This window comes from Catellatospora sp. NPDC049111 (assembly GCF_040648615.1).
GTDB lineage: Bacteria > Actinomycetota > Actinomycetes > Mycobacteriales > Micromonosporaceae > Catellatospora > Catellatospora aurea.
In genome coordinates, this window is record NZ_JBEZEB010000028.1 from 1 (window position 1) to 19466 (window position 19466).

At 73.0% G+C, this 19466-nt stretch carries 18 protein-coding genes; 6 read left to right on the top strand and 12 right to left on the bottom strand.

Annotation, left to right across the window (positions count from 1 at the left end):
• Positions 1-115 precede the first annotated feature (115 nt).
• The 5 genes from AB0B66_RS29340 to AB0B66_RS29360 form a co-directional block, all read right to left on the bottom strand.
• A complete protein-coding gene (locus tag AB0B66_RS29340) occupies positions 116-1258 on the bottom strand; it encodes an Mrp/NBP35 family ATP-binding protein (protein WP_360536031.1) in 1143 nt (380 codons plus the stop codon).
• 128 nt (positions 1259-1386) lie between these two features.
• Positions 1387-1917: a DUF1003 domain-containing protein gene (locus tag AB0B66_RS29345; protein ID WP_360536033.1), complete on the bottom strand. Its 531-nt coding sequence runs from the start codon at positions 1915-1917 to the stop codon at positions 1387-1389.
• Positions 1918-2055: 138 nt separating this feature from the next.
• Complete coding sequence (locus tag AB0B66_RS29350) at positions 2056-3306, bottom strand: CBS domain-containing protein (RefSeq protein WP_360536035.1); 1251 nt, start codon at positions 3304-3306, stop codon at positions 2056-2058.
• 38 nt (positions 3307-3344) lie between these two features.
• Positions 3345-3833: a hypothetical protein gene (locus AB0B66_RS29355; RefSeq protein WP_360536037.1), complete on the bottom strand. Its 489-nt coding sequence runs from the start codon at positions 3831-3833 to the stop codon at positions 3345-3347.
• A gap of 118 nt (positions 3834-3951) precedes the next feature.
• Entirely contained in the window at positions 3952-4884 is a 933-nt protein-coding gene (locus AB0B66_RS29360) for a DMT family transporter (RefSeq protein WP_360536039.1), read from the bottom strand.
• 129 nt (positions 4885-5013) lie between these two features.
• On the opposite strand from AB0B66_RS29360, the gene AB0B66_RS29365 reads away from it, so the two are divergent.
• Entirely contained in the window at positions 5014-5739 is a 726-nt protein-coding gene (locus tag AB0B66_RS29365; RefSeq protein ID WP_360536041.1) for an HAD family hydrolase, read from the top strand.
• A 212-nt stretch (positions 5740-5951) separates the two neighbouring features.
• Here the strand turns inward: AB0B66_RS29365 and AB0B66_RS29370 are convergent, their stop codons facing one another.
• On the bottom strand, positions 5952-6719 hold the full coding sequence (locus AB0B66_RS29370; protein ID WP_203691209.1) for an SDR family NAD(P)-dependent oxidoreductase: 768 nt from the start codon (positions 6717-6719) through the stop codon (positions 5952-5954).
• Positions 6720-6808: 89 nt separating this feature from the next.
• Here AB0B66_RS29370 and AB0B66_RS29375 point away from each other — a divergent pair, with 89 nt between their 5' ends.
• Together AB0B66_RS29375 and AB0B66_RS29380 are read left to right on the top strand one after the other, a co-directional pair.
• The gene (locus AB0B66_RS29375; protein ID WP_360536043.1) at positions 6809-7462 is read left to right on the top strand and encodes a DUF4190 domain-containing protein; all 654 of its coding nucleotides are present in this window, start codon (positions 6809-6811) and stop codon (positions 7460-7462) included.
• Positions 7463-7495: 33 nt separating this feature from the next.
• Entirely contained in the window at positions 7496-8647 is a 1152-nt protein-coding gene (locus AB0B66_RS29380; protein ID WP_360536045.1) for an SAM-dependent methyltransferase, read from the top strand.
• Between the two features lie 124 nt (positions 8648-8771).
• Here the strand turns inward: AB0B66_RS29380 and AB0B66_RS29385 are convergent, their stop codons facing one another.
• From AB0B66_RS29385 to AB0B66_RS29410, 6 genes are all read right to left on the bottom strand, one after another.
• Positions 8772-9818, bottom strand: a complete 1047-nt coding sequence (locus AB0B66_RS29385; protein ID WP_360536047.1) for a hypothetical protein — start codon at positions 9816-9818, stop codon at positions 8772-8774.
• A 25-nt stretch (positions 9819-9843) separates the two neighbouring features.
• Positions 9844-10782, bottom strand: a complete 939-nt coding sequence (locus AB0B66_RS29390) for a biliverdin-producing heme oxygenase (protein ID WP_360536049.1) — start codon at positions 10780-10782, stop codon at positions 9844-9846.
• A gap of 120 nt (positions 10783-10902) precedes the next feature.
• Positions 10903-12633: a DEAD/DEAH box helicase gene (locus tag AB0B66_RS29395; RefSeq protein WP_360536051.1), complete on the bottom strand. Its 1731-nt coding sequence runs from the start codon at positions 12631-12633 to the stop codon at positions 10903-10905.
• Positions 12634-12931: 298 nt separating this feature from the next.
• Positions 12932-13591: a ferritin-like fold-containing protein gene (locus AB0B66_RS29400; RefSeq protein WP_360536053.1), complete on the bottom strand. Its 660-nt coding sequence runs from the start codon at positions 13589-13591 to the stop codon at positions 12932-12934.
• Between the two features lie 155 nt (positions 13592-13746).
• On the bottom strand, positions 13747-13974 hold the full coding sequence (locus AB0B66_RS29405; RefSeq protein ID WP_120317219.1) for a DUF3107 domain-containing protein: 228 nt from the start codon (positions 13972-13974) through the stop codon (positions 13747-13749).
• A 71-nt stretch (positions 13975-14045) separates the two neighbouring features.
• Complete coding sequence (locus AB0B66_RS29410) at positions 14046-14699, bottom strand: TetR/AcrR family transcriptional regulator (protein ID WP_144121707.1); 654 nt, start codon at positions 14697-14699, stop codon at positions 14046-14048.
• Positions 14700-14974: 275 nt separating this feature from the next.
• On the opposite strand from AB0B66_RS29410, the gene AB0B66_RS29415 reads away from it, so the two are divergent.
• From AB0B66_RS29415 to AB0B66_RS29425, 3 genes are read left to right on the top strand one after another with little or no spacing between them, the layout of a single operon-like run.
• The gene (locus tag AB0B66_RS29415; RefSeq protein WP_360536056.1) at positions 14975-17653 is read left to right on the top strand and encodes a hypothetical protein; all 2679 of its coding nucleotides are present in this window, start codon (positions 14975-14977) and stop codon (positions 17651-17653) included.
• 20 nt (positions 17654-17673) lie between these two features.
• Entirely contained in the window at positions 17674-18579 is a 906-nt protein-coding gene (locus AB0B66_RS29420) for a DUF3152 domain-containing protein (protein WP_360536058.1), read from the top strand.
• The gene (locus AB0B66_RS29425; protein ID WP_360536060.1) at positions 18579-19457 is read left to right on the top strand and encodes a DUF3152 domain-containing protein; all 879 of its coding nucleotides are present in this window, start codon (positions 18579-18581) and stop codon (positions 19455-19457) included. The genes AB0B66_RS29420 and AB0B66_RS29425 overlap by 1 nt, the downstream gene beginning before the upstream one ends.
• Positions 19458-19466 lie beyond the last annotated feature (9 nt).

Sequence of the window (19466 nt, forward strand, 5' to 3'; positions counted from 1 at the left end):
ACGCCCCCCCCCTTACTCCCAAAACTATAAACCCCCCCCGCCCACAGACACCTTCTGAGGCCGCGAGTCTTTAAGAGTTGCGCCAGGTGGGGGGGCCGGGTCGGGCGGCCCGGGGTCAGCGCTTGGCGGGGGAGAGGCCCAGGGACTTGCCGACGAGGGACTCGCGGCGCAGGGCAAGGCGGTCGGCGATGGCGTTGAGGGCCTTGCCGGCGGGGGAGTCCGGACCCGCGAGCACGGCGGGGACGCCGTCGTCGCCGGCTTCGCGTACGCCGGTGTCCAGCGGGATCTGGCCCAGCAGCGGCACCGACGCGCCCGTGAGACGGGTCAGCGAGTCGGCCACGGTCTGCCCGCCGCCGGCCCCGAAGACCTCCATCTTGCTGCCGTCGGGCAGTTCGAGCCAGGACATGTTCTCGATGACGCCGACCAGGCGCTGGTGGGTCTGCAGGGAGATCGCGCCGGCGCGCTCGGCGACCTCGGCGGCCGCCGCCTGCGGGGTGGTGACGACCAGGATCTCGGCGGTCGGCAGCAGCTGGGCCAGCGAGATGGCGATGTCGCCGGTGCCCGGGGGCAGGTCGAGCAGCAGCACGTCCAGGTCGCCCCAGTAGACGTCGGCGAGGAACTGCTGCAGGGCGCGGTGCAGCATCGGCCCGCGCCAGACGACGGCGGCGTTGCCGCTGGTGAACATACCGATGGAGATGACCTTCACGCCGTGCGCCTGCGGCGGCATGATCATGTCTTCGACCTGGGTGGGGCGGCCCTGCACGCCGAGCATGCGGGGCACCGAGTGGCCGTAGATGTCGGCGTCGACCACGCCGACGGACAGGCCGCGGGCGGCCAGCGCCGCGGCCAGGTTGACGGTGACGCTGGACTTGCCGACGCCGCCCTTGCCGGAGGCGACCGCGTACACGCGGGTGCGGCTGCCGGGCTGGGCGAACGGGATGACCGGCTCGGCCGCGGCGTTTCCACGCAGCCGCTTCTGCAGGTCCTGCCGCTGGTCCGGGCTCATCACGCCGAAGTCGATCTCGACCGAGGCCACCCCGGCGACGGTCTTCGCGGCTGCCGTGATGTCGGTGCGCAAGGTGTCCTTGAGGGGGCAGCCGGCGACGGTGAGCAGGATGCGGACGTACGCCACACCCGCGTCGACCTTCACCGACTCGACCATGCCGAGCTCGGTGATGGGACGCTTGATCTCCGGGTCGTTCACGGAGCCGAGCGCGGCCAGGACTGCCTGGTCGTCGGCGTGCACAGCGGTGGACATGCGCCCATGCTACCCGCGGCATCGATCATGACCGCGGAACGCGGGGACCGGGTGGTACGCGCAACATTCTCGCAACCCGTTGCCCCGGTTCGCCCGATCGTGGGACCATCAGACGAACCAGCCGCGCGTCATGCCCCTTGCGACGCGCGGCTCTTCTTTTCCTTGCGCTCGGCTTTCTCCTGCTGGTGCCGCCGGTTCGCCGCGTCGTCCAGCTCCTCGGCCAGCTTGAGCAGCTCCGAGCGGATGTAGTCGCGGGTCGCCACCTCGTTGAGGGCCATGCGCAGCGACGCGATCTCGCGGGCCAGGTACTCCGTGTCGGCCTTCTGCGCCTGGGCGCGGCGGCGGTCCTCGTCCAGGGTCAGCCGGTCGCGGTCGGCCTGCCGGTTCTGGGCGAGCAGGATCAGCGGCGCGGCGTACGACGCCTGGGTGCTGAAGAACAGGTTGAGCAGGATGAACGGGTACGGGTCCCACTGCAGACCGAACACGCCCACCAGGTTGATCAGGATCCAGACGATCACGAAGACCGTCATGTAGACGAGGAACTTCGCGGTGCCCATGAACCGGGCGAACTTCTCCGCGAAGTTGCCGAACGCGTCGGGGTCCCAGCGGGGCAGGCGGATGGTGCGCGGCTCCCGCGGCTGGTCCAGGCGGTCGCTCATGCCTCCTCCTCGCTGCGCTCGTCGGTGGCATGCCTGCTGAGCCTGTTGATTCGCTCGCGAGGCTCGCTCATGCCTCCTCCTCGCTGCGCTCGTCGGTGACATGCCTGCTGAGCCTGCTGATTCGCTCGCGAGGCTCGCTCATGGGGTGCGATCCGCGGCGCGTTCCTGCTCCCGCCAGTCCCGCGGCAGCAGGTGGTCGAGCACGTCGTCCACGGTCACCGCGCCGACCAGCCGGTCGGTCGAGTCCACCACCGCGATCGCGACCAGGTTGTAGGTCGCCATCCGCCGGGTGACGTCGGCCAGCGGCAGGCTCGGCGACAGCGGCGTGATGTCGCGCTCCAGCACCCCGCCGAGCAGGTCGCCAGGCGGCTCGCGCAGCAGGCGCTGGAAGTGCACCACGCCCAGGTAGCGCCCGGTCGGCGTGTCGATCGGGGCACGGCACACGAACACCTGCGCGGCCAGCGCCGGGGACAGGCTCTTCTCCCGGATCCGGGCCAGCGCGTCGGCGACGGTGGCGTCCGGGGTCAGGATCACCGGCTCGCTGGTCATCATCGCGCCCGCGGTGTTCGGCCGGTACTGCATCAGGGCCCGCACCGGCGCGGACTCCTCCGGCTCCATCAGGTCCAGCAGCAGGGCCCGCTCGGTCGGCGGCAGCTCGGCGAGCAGGTCGGCGGCGTCGTCGGCGTCCATCTCCTCCAGCACGTCGGCGGCGCGTTCGCGGTCCAGCCGGGCCAGGATGTCGACCTGGGCGTGTTCGGGCAGCTCCTCCAGCACGTCGGCCAGCCGCTCGTCGTCCAGCGCCGCGGCGACCGCGTGCCGGCGCTGGTCGGGCAGGTCCTGGAGTGCGTTGGCGAGGTCGGCCGGGCGCATCTTCTCGAGCACCGACAGCAGCGCTCCGGTGCCCTGCAGCGCCCCCGCGTCGACGAGGCCGGTCAGCTCGTGCCACTCGAACTGGTGCAGCTGGCCGCGCCGGCTCAGCCGGCTGGTGACGTCGCGTACGGCGACGCGCCCGAGGTTCCACTGCCCGGCCCGGTCGGACTCCATGGCGACGTCCACCACGGTGGCGGGGGTGCCGTTGGGTGTGGTGATGCGCCGGTCGAGCAGGTCGGCGAGCACCATCAGCTCGACCGGGCCCTTCTGGAAGCGGCGCAGGTTGATGGTGCCGGAGCCGAGCACCACGCTGTCGGCGTCGATCGAGGTGACCCGGGCGATCGGCAGGAAGATCTGCCGCCGCGGCGGCATCTCCGCGACCAGGCCGACGACCGACGGCGGTCCGTCCGGGCGCAGCCGCGCGACGGCGTCACGCACCCGGCCCACCTGGTCGCCGTTCGGGTCGTAGACGGGCAGGCCTGCGAGCCGGGCGACGAAGACCCTGGTCAGCGTGGCCATATTCGCATGGTATGCGTATTTCTCACATCGGTTGGGTGTTATCGACGGCGGACCCGGTGCAGCCGGAACGGCTTGCGGGTCGCGTTGGTCGCCGCGCTCGGCCGGGGCTCGGCCCGCCCCGACTCGTCGCCCGCGGGCACCGGGTCGCCGGCCGGTGTGAGCGCCACCAGCGCGCACTCCCGGCCCCAGCGCTCGGCGAGCGCCTCCGCGGTCCCCGGTGAGTTGAGCCGCTTGCCGGCCAGCGTCACCGCGACCGCGTCCCACAACTCGCCACCCGGCTCGATCCGCTGCACCTGCGCCGGATAGGTCACCACCGCCCCGCCGTGGTCGCCGCGCAGCGTCACCGTCGCGGTCGCCGCCCCCGCCAGCCCCGGCAACTCCTGCTCGCCAGGCCCGACCACCACATGCAGCCGCCCGTCCTGCGGCAGGCACCACACGGCGTACGCCGGCCCGCCCCCCACCGACACCCACGCGACCGCCGCCTTCTTCGCGGCCTCCTCCACCAACGGATGCGTCATGCCGCCCATCCTCCCACCCAAAGGAAGGGCACCTTGCCATCGCTATGCGTAGAGGAAGGGCACCTTCTTAACGCCCCACCGTCGGTGAGCTGCTCACCGGCCCGAGCGTTCGAGGTGAAGAGTGGCGTCAGGCGTTGCGGGCGGGGAGGTCGACGTCGACGGGGTCGGGGGTGGGCAGAGCGGCCGGGCGGCGGGCACCGAGGATGACGGCGGCCACACCGGCCATGAGCAGGGCGATGCCGGGCCAGGCGGCGGCGGGCGGTGCCTGGCCCAGCCACACCCAGCCGAGCAGCGCCGCCCCGGGCACCTCCAGCAGGATCAGCACGCTGATGGTGGTGGCGGAGACCTTGTGCAGGGCGTAGTTGAACATCGAGTGCCCGAGCAGCTGCGCCCCGGCGGTGAGCGCGACGATGGCGAGCCAGGTCCGATCGTCGAAGCCGGTCAGTTCGACCCCGAACAGCAGGCACACGCCCAGCAGCACCACGGCGCAGACCGAATAGCAGACCGTCGTGTACGTCGTCGTCGAGGTGCTGCTGCGCGCCTTTTCGCCGAAGGAGGTGTAGATCGCCGCGAGCAGCCCGCCGGCCACCGCGAGCAGGTCGCCGACCACGGCCGTACCGCCTCGGGTGAAGTCCGCGCCTGTCGCGATCGCCGCGCCCACCACGGCGCTGCCGATGCCGAGCCAGGTCCACCGGCCCAGCCGCCGGCCCTGCCAGAGCGCGATCAGGCCGGCCCACACGGGCTGCGTGGCGACGAGGGCGGTGGCGGTGGCGACCGTGGTCATCTTGACGCTGGGCACCCAGGTGGCGAAGTGCCCGGCGAGTGCGAGCCCGGCCAGCACGCTCCACCGCCAGGCGTGGTCGGTGCGCAGTCCGCGCAGTTCGACGCGGCGGCGGGTGAGGGTGACCGGGGCGAGCACGCCGACGGCGAGGGCGTTGCGCCAGAAGGCGATGGCCAGCGCGGGCGCGGCGGCGTACGCGATGAGTGGCCCGGACGACGACACGGCGATGATCGCGATCGTGATCGCGGCGATGGTGAGCGGGTCGAGCCGGGATCGCATGAGGCCCGATCCTGCCAGGCGCAGGTGAGCGGCCTGTCGGCACTCTGTCATCTACTCCATGCGTTCATCTGCCCACTGTGCGCGATCATCCTATGTACTTCATGTGATCAGCTGATTACTGTCGCTCGAATGGATTCAGAACCTTCGTTATCCGGTGTACCGCCGCGCGCGATCCTCTTCGATTTCTATGGCACGCTGACCTCGGCGTGCACCCGCGGACCGGCCCACGAACTGGCCCCCCGGCTGCTCGGCTGCGAGCCCGCCGAGTACTTCGCGGTGCTCAACACCTCGTTCTACCCGCGCTGCCGCGGCGCGTACGGCGACGCCCTGGAGACCATGCGCTGGGTGGCCGCCGAGCTGGGCGTACGCGTCACTCCCGCCCGGCTGCGCGCGGCCCAGGCCGCCCGGCTGATGGCGGTGCGCGCCGACACCCACCTGCGGCCCGAGGCGGTGCCCACGCTGTGGCGGCTGCGCCGGGCGGGCGTACGCCTGGCCGTGGTCAGCGACTGCGCCTGGGAGCTGCCCGAGATCATGCGCTCGCTGCCGGTGGACCGGCTGCTCGACGCGAAGGTCTACTCGGTGCAGGTCGGGTGCAGCAAGCCGGACCCGCTGATCTACCGCACCGCCTGTGACCGGCTGGAGGTGGCGCCCGAGGAGTGCGTCTTCATCGGCGACGGCGGTTCGCGCGAGCTGACCGGCGCGCAGGCGCTCGACATCCGGGCGATCCGCCTGGCCGCGCCCGACCTGGCCGACCACCTGCAGTTCTCCTCCGACGACGCCTTCACCGGCGAGTCGGCGGTCACCCTCGCCGACGCGGCCACGCTCGCGATGACCCCCCAGCCCGCCTGGGCCTGACCACCCACCGCCCACCCCTCCGCACCAAGTGCAAGGAAGGGCACCTTGTTACCGCTTTCCGTAGAGGAAGGGCACCTTCTTAACGTCGAGACGACGGCGCGCCCCGCCCACCGCGCTGCCACACGCCTCCCGCCGCAGGCGGGGGCCGTGCCGGCGTTAAAAAGGGCACCTTCTGCAACGCATAGCGTTAAGAAGGTGCCCTTCCTTGGGGTTCAGCCTTGGCGGACGGACTGGCCGCCGTCGATGACGAGCATCTGGCCCGTGATGTAGCCGGCGGCAGGGGAGCAGAGGAAGGCGATGGTCGCGGCGACCTCGTCGGGCGTGCCGGGGCGGCCCATCGGGGTGTCGTAGCCGAGTTTGAGCTCGGCCAGCGTGGACGCCGAGGTGTGGATGGTGCCGGGCGCGACCGCGTTCACGGTGATCCCGTCGGCGACCAGTTCCATCGCCAGGGCCCGGGTCAGGCCGAGCACGCCGGCCTTCGCGGCGGCGTAGCCGGCCTCGGCGGGCAGCGCGTTCACCGTTCCGGCGGTGGCGGCCAGGTTGACGATGCGGCCCCAGCCACGCTCCGACATGCCGCCGAGGAACGCGCGGCTGGACAGGAACGCTGTGGTCAGGTTGCGGTCGATCTCGGCCTTCCACTCCTCGAAGGTGAGTTGCGCGACCGGCCGGATGACCTCCGGGCTGGCCCGGCTGGTCAGACCGGCGTTGTTGACCAGGATGTCCACGTCGCCCAGCTGCTCGGTGACCGCGTCGGCGAGCGCGCCGACCTCCGCCTCCAGGGTGAGATCGGCGACGAAGCCGAGCACGCCCAGTTCGCCGGCGCGTTCGTGGATGCGCCGGGTGGTGGAGACGACGGCGACCTTCGCGCCGAGTGCGGCCAGCTGGCGAGCGGTGGCGAAGCCGATGCCGTGCGGGCTGCCTGCACCGGTGACGAGTGCGACCCGGCCGTCCAGCCGGAAGAGATCCATCCGCTCGTTCATGGCTTGATCCTGCCGGTTTGTCCGAGCTGACGCCAGTAGGAGGCACCGCTTACTCTGTCGGAACCCCCTTTCCGGATGGAGCCAGGCCGATGAGCGACCCGACCGCGCCGCCGCCCGCGAGCCCGGATCCCGGCCTGTCGCAGCCGGCCTTTCCGGAGCCGGTGCCGCTCACGTTCGGCTCGGCCGACCCCTTCCCGGCTGCTCAGGCACCCGCGTTGGGCAGCCCGGCGGGAGACTCGGCCCCGCTCGGCAGCCCTGCCGCCGACTCTGTCGCCGCGGTCCCGGGTCACTGGCCGAACCCGTATCAGGCACCCGGCCAGCCCTCGGCGGGCGGTTATCCGACAGGCGCCTGGCCACAGGTCCCGGGTCAGCCACCCGCCTTCCCGCCGCACCCGTACGGCATCCACCCGGGATACGCCCCGTACCCGTATTACCAGTCACAGCGGCGCATCAACGGCATGGCCATCGGCGCGATGGTGACCGCGCTGGTCGGCGTGTTGGGGATCTGCCTGTACGGGGTGCCCACGCTCATCCTCGGCCCGCTCGGCGCGATCCTGGGGCACGTGGCCCGCCGCCGGATCCGCCAGAGTGGCGAGGACGGCGACGGCATGGCCCTGACCGGCGTCATCGTCGGCTGGATCGGCACCGCGCTGGCGCTTCTCATAATCGCCGGCTTCGTGGTGGCGATCTTCTTCGTCGGGGACGACCCGGGCTACCGCAACGAGCCGGGCGGGGCCTTCTGACCGGCTCCGCGGCCCATCGCGCATCCTTGACGTATGGCAGCACTCCCTGAAGCCCTGGCCGAAGTACGCGAACTCCTGCTGGCCCCGGACCTGATCCGGGCCACCGCGGGCGGGCAGCGCAGGGACGGGACGCCGTCCGTGCAACGCGCCACGCTGCGTCCGGTGACCCTGAAAGCGGGCGACCGGGTGCAGTTGGTCACCGAGGACGGGCAGCGCCCCACCACGGTCAACCTCGCTCCCGGCGCGGAGCTGGCCGACCGGGTCGACGAGCTGCTGGCCGAACCGTTCGGCAGCTGGACGGTGGAGACCGGCCACGGCACGCTGCGCCTGCAGACCACGAAGAAGGGCGCGGTGCTGCACCGCTCGGCAGCCCCGCAGGCCGCGCCCGCCGCCACCGCGCACGACCGGGCGCGGGAGCACCTCATCGACCCCGGCGATCCGCTGTACGCCGTGATCGGCGGCGACGCCGCCAAGCGCCGGCAGGTCGACGCGTTCCTGCGGGCGCTGGACGCCACCCTGCCCGACCCCTCACAGCTGCCGAGCCCGCTGCACGTCGTCGACCTGGGCTGCGGCAACGCGTACCTGACCTTCGCCGCGTACCGCCACCTGTCCGGGCTCGGCCTGGACGTGCGCCTGATCGGCGTGGACGTGCGCGACGACCAGCGCGAGCGCAACACCGCGATCGCCCGCAAGCTTGGCTGGACCGATCACGTCAGCTTCGTCGCGGGCACCATCGCCGACGCCCCGGTGCCGCGGGCCGACGTGGTGCTGGCGCTGCACGCCTGCGACACGGCCACCGACGACGCGCTGGCCCGCGCCCTGTCCTGGGACGCGCGCTGGATCCTGGCGGCGCCGTGCTGCCACAAGGATCTGTCCCGGCAGCTGCGCAAGCACCCGCCGACGGGCGCGGCGGGGCTGCTCACCGAGCACGGCATCCTCCGCGAGCGCTTCGCCGACGTGCTCACCGACACGGTGCGCGCGGCACTGCTGCGCCGGCAGGGGTACGCGGTGGAGGTGGTCGAGTTCATCGACTCGGCGCACACCCCGCGCAACGCCATGATCCGCGCCCACCGCACGGGTCGGCAGCCATCTCCCGCCGAGGCCACGGAACTCGACGCCCTGCTCGCCGAGTGGCACATCCAACCTCACCTGGCCACCCTGCTGGCCACCACTCCCACCACCTGACCGCCCACGCTGACCGGCCCTGCGGCCAGGGCCCAAGATCGCTCGACTTGCCAGGCAGGTGGGCGAAGAGCGGCTCAAGATACGCACAGGTGCCAGGCAAGTCGGATGATCAAGGGCCGCTCGGTCAGGGAGTGAGGGCCTTGGCGAGTTCGATGGCGGTGTCGGCGAGCAGGGTGTCCGGGGGCATCGCCGTGCCGGCCAGCACGGCGACGTAGGCGGCGAAGCCGGGCAGCGGGTAGCCGTCCTCCTGCGCGATCGCCGGATCGTGTTTGGCCAGCGAGGCGCGGGTGCGGGCCCAGGCGTCGAGCAGCTCGCGCTGCGAGGGGACACCGAAGCCGTGGCCGACCGGCGCGCTGTGGCGCAGTTTCACCACCGCCGACTCGTTGAGCGCCGCGGCCAGCCGGCAGCCGTGCGTGACGACCTCGGCCTGCCGCGCGTCGAGCCGGCGGTAGACGGTGCACCGGCGGTGGCAGGTGGTCGCGCAGACGCAGAGCGCGTGCGAGGTGTTCGAGTGCTGGCGGTCCAGGTAGGTGCGCCAGCCCGCGTTGTTCTCGTGCGCCACGGTGAGGCTGCGCCGGGCGGCGGACTTCTCCGGCTTGGTGTGCGGGCAGTCCCGGTCGTCGAAGTCGCCCCACGCGCTGCCGTCGCCGCCGACCGCCGCCGGCAGCCGCAGCGGGTCGGCGGCGTGGCCGAGCACCCGTTCCCAGACCAGCAGCGGGCCGTACTCGCTGGCGATGTGCACCGCGGCGACCACGGCCGTGGTCTCGCCGCGCCGGAACCGCGCGTCGATGACCTCCAGCAGCAGCCGGAACGTGGGCCGCATGCTGCCCAGCGCGCCGCGGTGCACCTCCCTGGGCGCCTGCGGCATGCGGCACGCCAGCGCCCGCTCCCGCAGGTGCTCGGGGATGTGGTCGCCGTGCACCTGGTCGGCGACGGTGTGCTCGGTGTTGGCCTCGGCGGCGGCGTTCAGCTCGCCGAAGTCCTCGGCGTCGAGGTCGAGCAGCCGCTGCCCGAACGCGCACAGCTGCTGCACGTGGGCGACGGACTCGGTGGACAGCGCGCCGCCGCCGGCCCGCGGCAGCACGCCGGAGTCCGGGGCGACCAGCGCGGCCACCTCCGCGAAGGCGTACCGCCTGGTCAGCGCGATGAGAACGTCGTGTGCCGTCTCCACACCGGCCAGTGTTCCACGCCCGCGCTCACCGGGCAGGCACCCCGAGCAGGGCGCATGCCTCGCGGTAGAGCCGGGTCACCTCGACGCGCACCTGGGCGCGCTCGGTCAGCCGCTGCGCGAAGGGCACCCGGATCGACGTCTCGACCCCGTCGATCACGGCTTGGAACTCGATGCCGCGGTTGTCCATGCCCGACATCACCGCCGCCGTGGCGTTCGGGCGGGCCGGCTCCGGCAGCGTGGCCTGGCAGATCAGCAGGGAGTCGGCGGGGTGGTCGTCGTTCATGTGCCGCATGATCTGGGCGATGACCTCCGGCGGGAACGGGTTCGGGTGGACCCGGCCCAGGTCGGCGAGCAGGTCGGTGTTGAGCAGGTAGGCCAGCTTCACCTCGTTGATGATCCGGTCCTGCTCGGCGGCGTCCCAGGGCGCGGCGTCGAGCCGGGCGCGGTAGCCGTCCTTGAAGGCGGTGGGGTCGGCGATGCCGTCGAAGGCGTAGAAGCGCAGGCCGTCGCCGCCGAGGGCGAGCCCGTACGAGCGGGCCAGGGCGCGGGCCACGTACTGGCCGCCGGACAGGTCGCCCAGGTAGCGGTTGTAGTGGTGGGCGACGAAGCCGCCGGGCCAGGTGAAGGCGACCTCGCGCAGGCGGGCGGTGTATTCGGCGGTCGTCGCGACCGGGGTGAGCGCGTCGCGCCAGTCGGCGCCGAGCAGGAAGGCGAGGTCGTCGGCGAGCGCGGGCAGGCGGGTGAGCGCGTCGGCATGGAAGCCGCCCGCGACCGGGTCGCCGCTCCAGTGCGCGGCGGCCTCCTCCAGCACCTGGTAGACGAGGTAGTGCTGCGCGGTCAGCGCGGCGTGGGCGGCGACGGTCAGCCGGCCCCGGGTCAGGTCTTCCAGGAACGTCGTCTGCTCGGCCGAGCTGTGGTCGGACCAGGTGGCGGCGCGCAGGCGGGCGGAGAAGGGCTCACTCATGCGCAGCACCGTACGCGAGTAAGGTCACCCTAACCTCAAACTTTCGTTTGATCCTGGCCTGCGAAAAGGGACGCCCCCACGCTGGTTCTACCGCGTGGGGGCGTCCCTTTATCGCAAATGTCAGCTCTCGACCGAGGTCTCCAGCGCGCCTTCGGCCGGGCCACCGGACCCGCCGGAGCGGCGACGGCGGCGGCGCGAACGCGAGCGCGAAGCGCCACCCTCGCCTGCCGCGGCGGGCTCCGCCGGGCCGTCGGGGCCGTCCCCGGGGCCGGAGAACAGCGGCGCCAGGCCGCCCTCGTGGGTCACTGACGCGGCGACCGCGGCCCCCGTGCCCGCACCCCGGCCGCGTCGACGGCGGCGGCCACGGGTGGCCTCGCCCTCGGCGGCGTCGGTGTCGGCGGGCGTGTCCGTGGCGTCGGCCTCGGCCGCGGGCGCGGTGTCGTCGTCTCCGGACAGTCGACGGCGGCGGCGCGGCGCGCGCTCACGCGGCGGGGCCTGCTCGGCGGCCGGTCCGCGCTTGCCCCGGCCGCCGCGAGGACGGCCGCCCAGGTCCTCCTCGACCTCGGCGGACAGGCCGGCCCGGGAGCGCTGGGCGCTGGGCAGCAGGCCGCTGACGTCGCTGGGGATGTCCAGGTCGGTGTAGACCCAGGGCGAGGTGTGGTACGTCTCCGGCGGGCCGTCCGGGCCGGTCAGCTCCAGGCCGAGCGTCTTGTCGACGATCCGCCAGCGGGGCATGTCCTCCCAGTCGACGAAGGTCACCGCGACACCGGTGGCCCCGGCGCGGCCGGTGCGGCCGATGCGGTGCACGTAGGTCTCCGCGTCGTCCGGGCAGTCGTAGTTGATGACGTGGGTGACGCCGGAGACGTCCAGACCGCGGGCGGCCACGTCGGTGGCGACGAGCACGTCGACCTTGCCGGCCCGGAACGCGCGCAGGGCCCGCTCGCGGGCGCCCTGGCCGAGGTCGCCGTGGACCGCCGCCGCGGCGAAGCCGCGGAAGTCGAGGTCCTCGCTGACCCGGTCGGCGTTGCGCTTTGTCCGGGTGAAGATCATGGTGAGGCCGCGGCCCTGCGCCTGCAGGATGCGGGCGAGCAGCTCCAGCTTGTTGAGCTGGTGCGTGCGGTACACGACCTGCTTGGTCTGCGGGCTGACGCCCGGCTCGGTGGTGTGACCGGCGTGCACGGTGACCGGCGTGCGCAGGAACCGGCGCGACAGGGTCACGATCGGGTCCGGCATGGTCGCCGAGAACAGCATGGTCTGCCGCTCTTCGGGCAGCATCTTGAGGATCTTCTCGACGTCGTCGAGGAAGCCCAGGTCGAGCATGCGGTCGGCCTCGTCGAGCACGAGCGCCTTGACCTTGTCGAGCTTGAGGTGCTTCTGCTTGCACAGGTCGAGCAGGCGGCCGGGCGTGCTGACCACGATCTCGACGCCGGCCTTCAGCGCCTCGACCTGCGGCTCGTACGCGACGCCGCCGTACAGCGCCAGCACCCGCACGCCGCGGGACTTGCCCGCTCCGGCGAGGTCCTTGGCGACCTGCAGGCCCAGCTCACGGGTCGGCACGACGACGAGCGCCTGCGGCTGGCCGCCGGTCTCGCCCTCGCTCGGGGCGACCGCGCGGTCGATCAGCGGGATGCCGAAGCCGAAGGTCTTGCCGGTGCCGGTGGGCGCCTGCCCGATCATGTCGCCGCCGCGCAGCGCGATCGGCAGCGCGTACTCCTGGATGGCGAAGGCGCGCTCGATGCCCATCGCGGCGAGTGCGGCCACGGTCTCCGGGCGCACGCCGAGCTCGGCGAAGGTGGGCGCGAGGGTGATCTTGGGAGTGCTTTCGGTGGTGCTTTCGATGTTTTCGGTCATCAGGTTCTGGGGTGCCCTCTCAGTGATCCGCGTACGGCGGACCCCTGCGGGCTGCCCAGCGGATGTCGGTACGCCCGTTTTCATCGAAGGGCGTATATGTAGTCTCCAGCGCGGGGCGCGGCGATGAAGGAAATGGATCCCATCGCGCGGCGCGATCGTTGGGGATCGCGGCGCCGCACACGCGACGACATGGGCATCGGGCCCATGTCAACTCAGCCATCGTACGGCCCGGTGGCCGTCTGGTCACCTGGTGTGTGTCGAATTCCCGGTTCTTAGTGGGATTTCCCACGCAAAACGGTCAGTTATTGAGCCCGACCGCCGTCATCCTGGCCGTGTGCGCGGTGGTCAGCCGCCGGAAAAGCCCGTCCACGGACTCCCCGTCGCCCACGCCCGCCAGCACCAGCGCCGTCAGCGGGGTGCGCTCCTGGGCCACCGACTGCGCCTGTGACAGCGCCTCCCCGGTCAGCCGACGCGCCCACATCGACAGCCGGTTGGCCACCTTCGGGTCGGCCGCGATCGCGGCGCGGATCTCGCCGGCGGCGAAGTCGGCGTAGCCGTCGTCGTGCAGCACGTCGAGCACCAGGGCCCGGTCCGGCCCGGCCAGCACGCCCTCGGGCAGCACCTCGGCCACCTCGCGGAAGAAGTCGTCGGAGATGCCCTCGCCGACGTACGCCTTGGTCAGCGCCTCCAGCCAGTCGCCCGGCTCGGTGTTGTCGTGATACGTGCGCAGTGCCGTGACGAACGGGAGCATCGCCTGCTCCGGGTCCACGCCCAGCGCGGTGAGCCGGTTGGCCAGCCGCCGGTAGTTGGCCATCTCCCACGCGGCCATCTCGGCCAGCCGGGCCTGCCGGCCGAGGTCCGGCGCGAGCCGGGAGTCGGCCGCCATCCGGTCGAAGGCCAGCAGCTCACCGTAGGCGAGCATGCCCAGTAGATCGATCACTCCGGCATCGGTCGACACGTCCGCAGACTACCGGCCGTACGCCCGCCGGGCACCCGGCCGCTGACGCGGTCCTGCGCCGCCCGGCGCGCCGTGAGGCGTCGGCGACGAAGACGGAGAACGGCACGGTGCAACGTGCACCGTGCCGTTCTCCTGCAGTTATGTGCTGCGCCGCCTCAGCGGGCCGAGAAGCCGACACTCCGCGTCGACGCCTCGGCGATCTCCACATATGCCAGCTTGTCCAGCGGGACGATGACCCGCCGGCCCTTCTCGTCTACCAGCGTCAGCAGCTGGGCCTTCGACGCGAGCGCGTCGGCGACCATCTGCTCGACCTCAGCGGGCGTCTGCGTGCTGTCCACCACCAACTCGCGGGGGGCGAACTGCACACCGATCTTGACCTCCACACAACCTCCTCGGCTCGTCAGCGAGATTACCCCGCTGTCGCGTCCGGACGGCGCGCAAGCGCGCAACCGTGTCAGTGATCGGTTCCGCTGAGCGGGAAGCTGCTGATGCCGCGCCAGGACAGCGTGGTGATGAGCTGCTCGGCCTCGTCCTGGGCGATGACGCGGCCGCCGGCGAGCCACCAGCGGGCCGAGACTTGGGCGGCCCCGCACAGGCCGGCGGCCAGGACCTCGGCGCGGGCGCGGCTGACGCCGGTGTCGGACATGATCGTCTCGGTGATCGCCTCGACGGACAGGCGCTCCATGCGGTCCACCCGCTCCGCTACCGCGGGGTCGTTGCGCAGGTCGGACTCGAAGACCAGCCGGTAGGCCTCGCTCTCGTGCGAGACGAAGTCGAAGTAGGCCTGCATCGCGCCCCGGACTCTTTCCTTGTTGTCCGTGGTGGCCGCCATGGCGGAGCGGATGCGCTCGGCGAACGCGTCGCAGTGCGTGTCGAGCAGGGCCAGGTAGAGCTCCAGTTTTCCGGGGAAGTGCTGGTAGAGCACCGGCTTGGAGACGCCCGCCCGTTCGGCGATGTCGTCCATCGCTGCGGAGTGGTAGCCCTGGGCGACGAAGACGTCCTGAGCAGCGGCGAGCAGCTGCTTGCGTCGTGCCGACCGGGGCAGCCGGGTCGGCCGGCCCGTGGCTGTCGAGCCGGTCGGGTTGGCGCCACTGGTGGCCGCGGTCATCGAATCTCCTCACCCTGCAGACGGATCCTTTGACGGATCTTGCAAACTGGCCCGTCGTTGCAACTTATCGTCATTCGCCGTTCACGGTAGCCTCAGCGTGGGCGACGGAGGAGCGCACGGTGGACGTAACAGGGCAGACCGGAAATACAGCGGGAGCTGACGAACCCGCCAACGGGTCAGCCGGCGGAGTCGGACACCCGACGGCTAACGGGCATAAACCCGCGAGCTGGGCGGATTCCGACCGTACGGATGGATGGTCGAGTGCGGGTGCGGCGTTGGAACCCGGATTCGAACCGCTGACACCGTGGCACGCCACGGTAGCCGATCGTCGGGGGATAGACGCGCTCACGGGTGCCGACCCGGTCACCACCACGCTGGTACGCCCGCCGGACACCGCCCCGTCCACGCGCAATGGCCACACCCGCCCGTACGAGCGGCCCCTGCCGGAACCCTCCTCACCCGGCGAGGACCCGTATGCCGACGAGTTCGCGCAGACCTCGGCCGAGTTCGCCCGCCACGCCGCGTTCGACGAGCCGACCCCCGTCAACGGCTCACCGGCGCTCGGCCTCGACGACACGAGCCGCATCCCCGTGTTCAAGCCGTACCAGCCCGGCCCCGGGGCCGCGGTCGCGCCGCCGGAGGTGATCCCGATCCCGGTCATGCCGCCGCTGCCCGCCGGGGCCAATCCCGCGCTGACCATGCCCACCGGCGGTTATCCGGTGCCGCCGCCCGGCCTGCGGCCCTCGCTGCCGGCCGAGCTGTCCGGGCCGGTGCCGTCCGCCCCGCCCGCTGACGCGCCGCTGGCCGCGATGGCCGAGGCCGCCACCCGTGCCGTGCCGCCCGCGCCGGAGCACCCCGCGCCGGCCGCGGCCGCCCTCGACGACGAGCAGGACGAGGACCAGGAAGAGGCGGAGCAGATGTCACTCGGCGCACGCTTCGGCATGGCTTTCGCCGAGCCGGTATCGCAGGCTCCGCGTCCCGCCGCCAACGGCCGCCCGGTCCAGGAGCCGGGCCCCTCCGAAATCGCGGACGCCGCCGAGCGGGGCCGCACCGGGGAGTTCCCGGTGCTGCCGGACCCGGCAGCAGCGGCCGCCGCACGGCTCGACGCGGCCCGCGAGGGCTACGCCGCGGCCCAGCTCGGGATGGCCCGTCAGGCGGCCCGTGCGGCGCAGCTCGGCAGTGCGCACGACGATTCCGTGGGCTCGCCGACGGCGACCGGCCACGGTTCCGCCGCACTGCGCGACGCCGCGGCTCTGCGCGACGCGGCCGGCCTACGCGATGTCGCTGCGCTGCGCGACGCGGCGGGCCTTCGCGACGTCGCCGGACAGCGCGACTCGTCCGTGCTCCGTGACGCCGCCGCCCTGCGCGACGCGGCCGGACCGCGTGACTCGGCCGCCCTGCGCGATCCTGCGGCGCTCCGCGATCCTGTGGCCCTTCGCGATGCGGCCGCGCTCCGCGATGCGGCAGCTCCCCGCGATCCTGCGGCACCCCGCGAGGGCGCGGCGATCCGCGACGGCGCGGCGATCCGGGATGACGCTGCGGTCAACGGCAATGGCAACGGCAGCGGTGACGGCCGCGCGGCGGGTGGTGGCAGCCGGGCCGAGCGGGGCGGGGCGCCGGAGGCGGCGCAGGCTGCGGGCATACCCGGCCAGGAGCCTGGCCGCCAGGGCGGCGGCGACCTGCCCGGCGGTTTCCCCGGCCAGCCCTCGTTCGTCTCGCAGCCGCGGCCCTACCTGCCGCCCTCACCACAGCCGCACATCCCGCAGCCCGCGGGTCCGCCCGTCCCGCCCGCGGGTGCGGCGGCGCAGCATTCTTCGGACCGGCAGTCAGGGGTTCCCGAAGCCCGGCGCGCCGAGCCCGGTCAGCCCGGGAACGGCCAGCCCGGCAGCGGCCCGGCCGCCGCGGAGCACCTGCCGCAGCGGGTGCCCGCCGTGCCCGACGTGCCGCCCGCCATCCACCCCGTCGTCGAGGCGGAACCGGTCGTGGCGGCCACGCCCCAGCTCGACCGCATCGCCTCCCACCTGCGCCGCAGTGACGACGTGGGGACCGACGAGCGGCCCGACGGGTTCGACGTCGACGCGGTGCTGCGCGCCGTGCGCGGCGTCGCCGGGGTACGCGACGCGGCCCTGCGCACCACCGCGACCGGTGCCCATCACCTGCGGCTGGACCTGGCCGAGGGGGCCGACCCCGCGGCGATCAGCCGGATGGTGGCCCGCATGCTGCAGGAGCAGATGGGCATCGACGCCGCGCCGGCCGGCCCGCCGGTGCCCAGGCCCGCGCCTGCCGCCGACGCCGCTCCGCCGTCGGCCACGCTGCCCGCGCCGCGCTCGGGCGCCGGGGCCGCCCCGCCGCCGGGGCTGACCGGGCTGCACCCGGATCCGCTGTCCGACCAGTCGCCGCGTGAACCGCGCCGCCGCCACCCGGTGAGCGTGCCGCGCCGGGCGCCGGGGGAGTTGCGCGACCGGGTCGCCGCGCTGCGCTCGGTGAACAGCGAGCCGGAGCTGCCCGCCGCGGCCTCGCCGCCGCCGCTGCCCACCGAGCGCGACCAGGGCCCTCGCGCGATCATCGAGCACGTGCAGACCAGCACGTTCGGCCTGGACGCGACGGTGGAGGTGCGCCTCAACACCGGCGACCGGCAGGCCGTCGGGGTGGCCAGCGGGCCGGCCGTCGACGCGTACGTGCTGCGCTTGTGCGCCGCGGCGACCGCGGTCGCGATCGACGACCTGCTGCGCGAGGGGACCACGACCGGGGAGTCCGGCCGGTGCTTCGTGGAGCAGGCGACCATCGTGCCGATGGGCAGCTGTGAGGTGGCGGTCGTGGTGGTGCTGCTGGTCTGCGGCGGCTGGGTAGAGCAGCTCGCGGGCTCGGCCCTGGTCTCCGGGGACCCCCGCCGGGCGGTGGTCCGAGCCACGCTCAGCGCGGTGAACAGGCGGCTAGCGGCGCTCCTGCCGTAGGGATGTGGCAGGCTGTGTCGATGCGCACCGCCCTGGCACCGCCGCCGAGGACCGACTGGGAGCCCCCGGTCCGGTCCTCGCGAGTGGAATCCGGGAGGCTCGCCAGGGCCCGCGCCCGCCAGCGCCGACGCCGCGCGACCGCGGTGTTCCTGCTGCTCGGCGCGGCTCTGCTGGTCGGCGTGGACCTGCTGCGCGGTGCGCCCGATCCGGCCCCCACCCGGCCGGTGGCGTCGACGCCGGTGGCGACCGAGAGCCCGGAGCCGGTGGCCTCGCCGTCGGCTCAGCCCTCGCCCAGTGCCGAGCCGGAGCCCGTCTACCAGATGGACGGCGAGTTCCCCTCGTCCGGCCCGGGGACCTGGACGTACGCCAAGAGCCAGAGCGAGGTGCTGGGCACCGCCGGCAGCATCAAGCGGTTCCGGGTCGCGGCGGAGAAGAACGTCGCCGCGGACGAGCTCGACGTGTTCACCAGCCTGGTCGACGAGACCCTGGGCGACCCGCGCAGCTGGATCGCGGGCCGGCAGTACCGGCTGCAGCGGGTGCCGTCCGGGTCGTCGTACCAGTTCACGATCTATCTGGCGACCGGTGAGACGACCCGCAAGCTGTGCGCGGCGGGCGGCATGGACACCCGGATGGACGGCGTGTCGTACACCTCGTGCCGGTTGCCGGGGCGCGTCGTCATCAACCTCAACCGTTGGCGTCTGTCGGTGCCCGACTACGTCAACGGCAAGATCGACCTGCACGACTACCGGCAGTACGTGATCAACCATGAGGTCGGCCACGAACTCGGCCGCTTCCACGAGGGCTGCCCCGGCAAGGGCAAACCCGCACCGGTCATGCAGCAGCAGACGTACGGCCTGAAGGGCTGCACCGCCAACGCGTGGCCGTATGTCGGCGGCAAGCGCTACACCGGGCCCCCGGTGGCCTGATGCACGACGAACTGGAGCTCTTCGAGCAGCGGGAGGCGGCCGCGCGCCGCGCGCCGGACGAGGCGTCCGGATCCCGGGCACGCCGTCGCGCCGTGATCCAGGCCCGGCGACGGCGCAACCTGTTCGTCGTCGCCGGCGTGCTGGGCCTCATCGTGGTGCTGGTCGGGATCGACCTGGCCCGCGGCGGCGACGGCCTGCTGCTCGACGGGCCGGCCGCGCCCGTTGCCGGCTCGCCTGATCCGGCGAGCCCTTCGGCCGCTCCGGGCGCGTCGGAGCAGCCCCGCGAGGAGAGCACGGCGGCACCGGTCGGCAGCGGCAAGTTCGGTTTCGCCACCGGCGGGGGCAAGGTCCTCGGCAGTGCGGGCACGGTCCGCAAGTTCCGCGTCGCCGTGGAGAAGGACACCGGCACCGACGTCAAGGCGTTCGCGGGCGAGGTCGAGCGCATCCTGGCCGACCCCCGCGGCTGGACCGGCGGCGGCAAGCACCGCTTCCAGCGGGTGGCCGAGAAGACCTCGCACGAGTTCACGGTGTACCTGGCCACGGCCGGCACCACGCAGAAGATGTGCGCGGCGGGCGGCCTGCACACCGAGGGCTTCACCTCCTGCCGCTTGCCCGGCCAGCTCATCATCAACGCCGACCGCTGGCGCGACGCGGTGCCCGGCTACGGCGCGTCGCTACCCGACTACCAGGCCTTCGCCCTCAACCACGAACTCGGCCACCAGCTCGGCTACGGCCACGACGCCTGCCCCGCCCCCGGCAAGCCCGCCCCCGTCATGCAACAGCAGTCCACCGGCCTCAAGGACTGCACCCCCAACCCCTGGCCCCACCCCGCCGCCCCCACCGACCCCGCCCTCTACCGCGGCCCCGCCATCCCCTGACAGGCTCTC

Bases quoted from the DNA above. Each gene is read 5' to 3' on its own strand.
- AB0B66_RS29370 (WP_203691209.1), bottom strand. From the start codon at position 6,719: ATGAACGAGCGGATGGATCTCTTCCGGCTGGACGGCCGGGTCGCACTC.
- AB0B66_RS29375 (WP_360536043.1), top strand. From the start codon at position 6,809: ATGAGCGACCCGACCGCGCCGCCGCCCGCGAGCCCGGATCCCGGCCTG.
- AB0B66_RS29410 (WP_144121707.1), bottom strand. From the start codon at position 14,699: ATGACCGCGGCCACCAGTGGCGCCAACCCGACCGGCTCGACAGCCACG.
- AB0B66_RS29365 (WP_360536041.1), top strand. From the start codon at position 5,014: ATGGATTCAGAACCTTCGTTATCCGGTGTACCGCCGCGCGCGATCCTC.
- AB0B66_RS29395 (WP_360536051.1), bottom strand. From the start codon at position 12,633: ATGACCGAAAACATCGAAAGCACCACCGAAAGCACTCCCAAGATCACC.
- AB0B66_RS29380 (WP_360536045.1), top strand. From the start codon at position 7,496: ATGGCAGCACTCCCTGAAGCCCTGGCCGAAGTACGCGAACTCCTGCTG.
- AB0B66_RS29340 (WP_360536031.1), bottom strand. From the start codon at position 1,258: ATGTCCACCGCTGTGCACGCCGACGACCAGGCAGTCCTGGCCGCGCTC.
- AB0B66_RS29355 (WP_360536037.1), bottom strand. From the start codon at position 3,833: ATGGGCGGCATGACGCATCCGTTGGTGGAGGAGGCCGCGAAGAAGGCG.
- AB0B66_RS29360 (WP_360536039.1), bottom strand. From the start codon at position 4,884: ATGCGATCCCGGCTCGACCCGCTCACCATCGCCGCGATCACGATCGCG.
- AB0B66_RS29420 (WP_360536058.1), top strand. From the start codon at position 17,674: ATGCGCACCGCCCTGGCACCGCCGCCGAGGACCGACTGGGAGCCCCCG.
- AB0B66_RS29350 (WP_360536035.1), bottom strand. From the start codon at position 3,306: ATGGCCACGCTGACCAGGGTCTTCGTCGCCCGGCTCGCAGGCCTGCCC.
- AB0B66_RS29425 (WP_360536060.1), top strand. From the start codon at position 18,579: ATGCACGACGAACTGGAGCTCTTCGAGCAGCGGGAGGCGGCCGCGCGC.
- AB0B66_RS29345 (WP_360536033.1), bottom strand. From the start codon at position 1,917: ATGAGCGACCGCCTGGACCAGCCGCGGGAGCCGCGCACCATCCGCCTG.
- AB0B66_RS29390 (WP_360536049.1), bottom strand. From the start codon at position 10,782: ATGAGTGAGCCCTTCTCCGCCCGCCTGCGCGCCGCCACCTGGTCCGAC.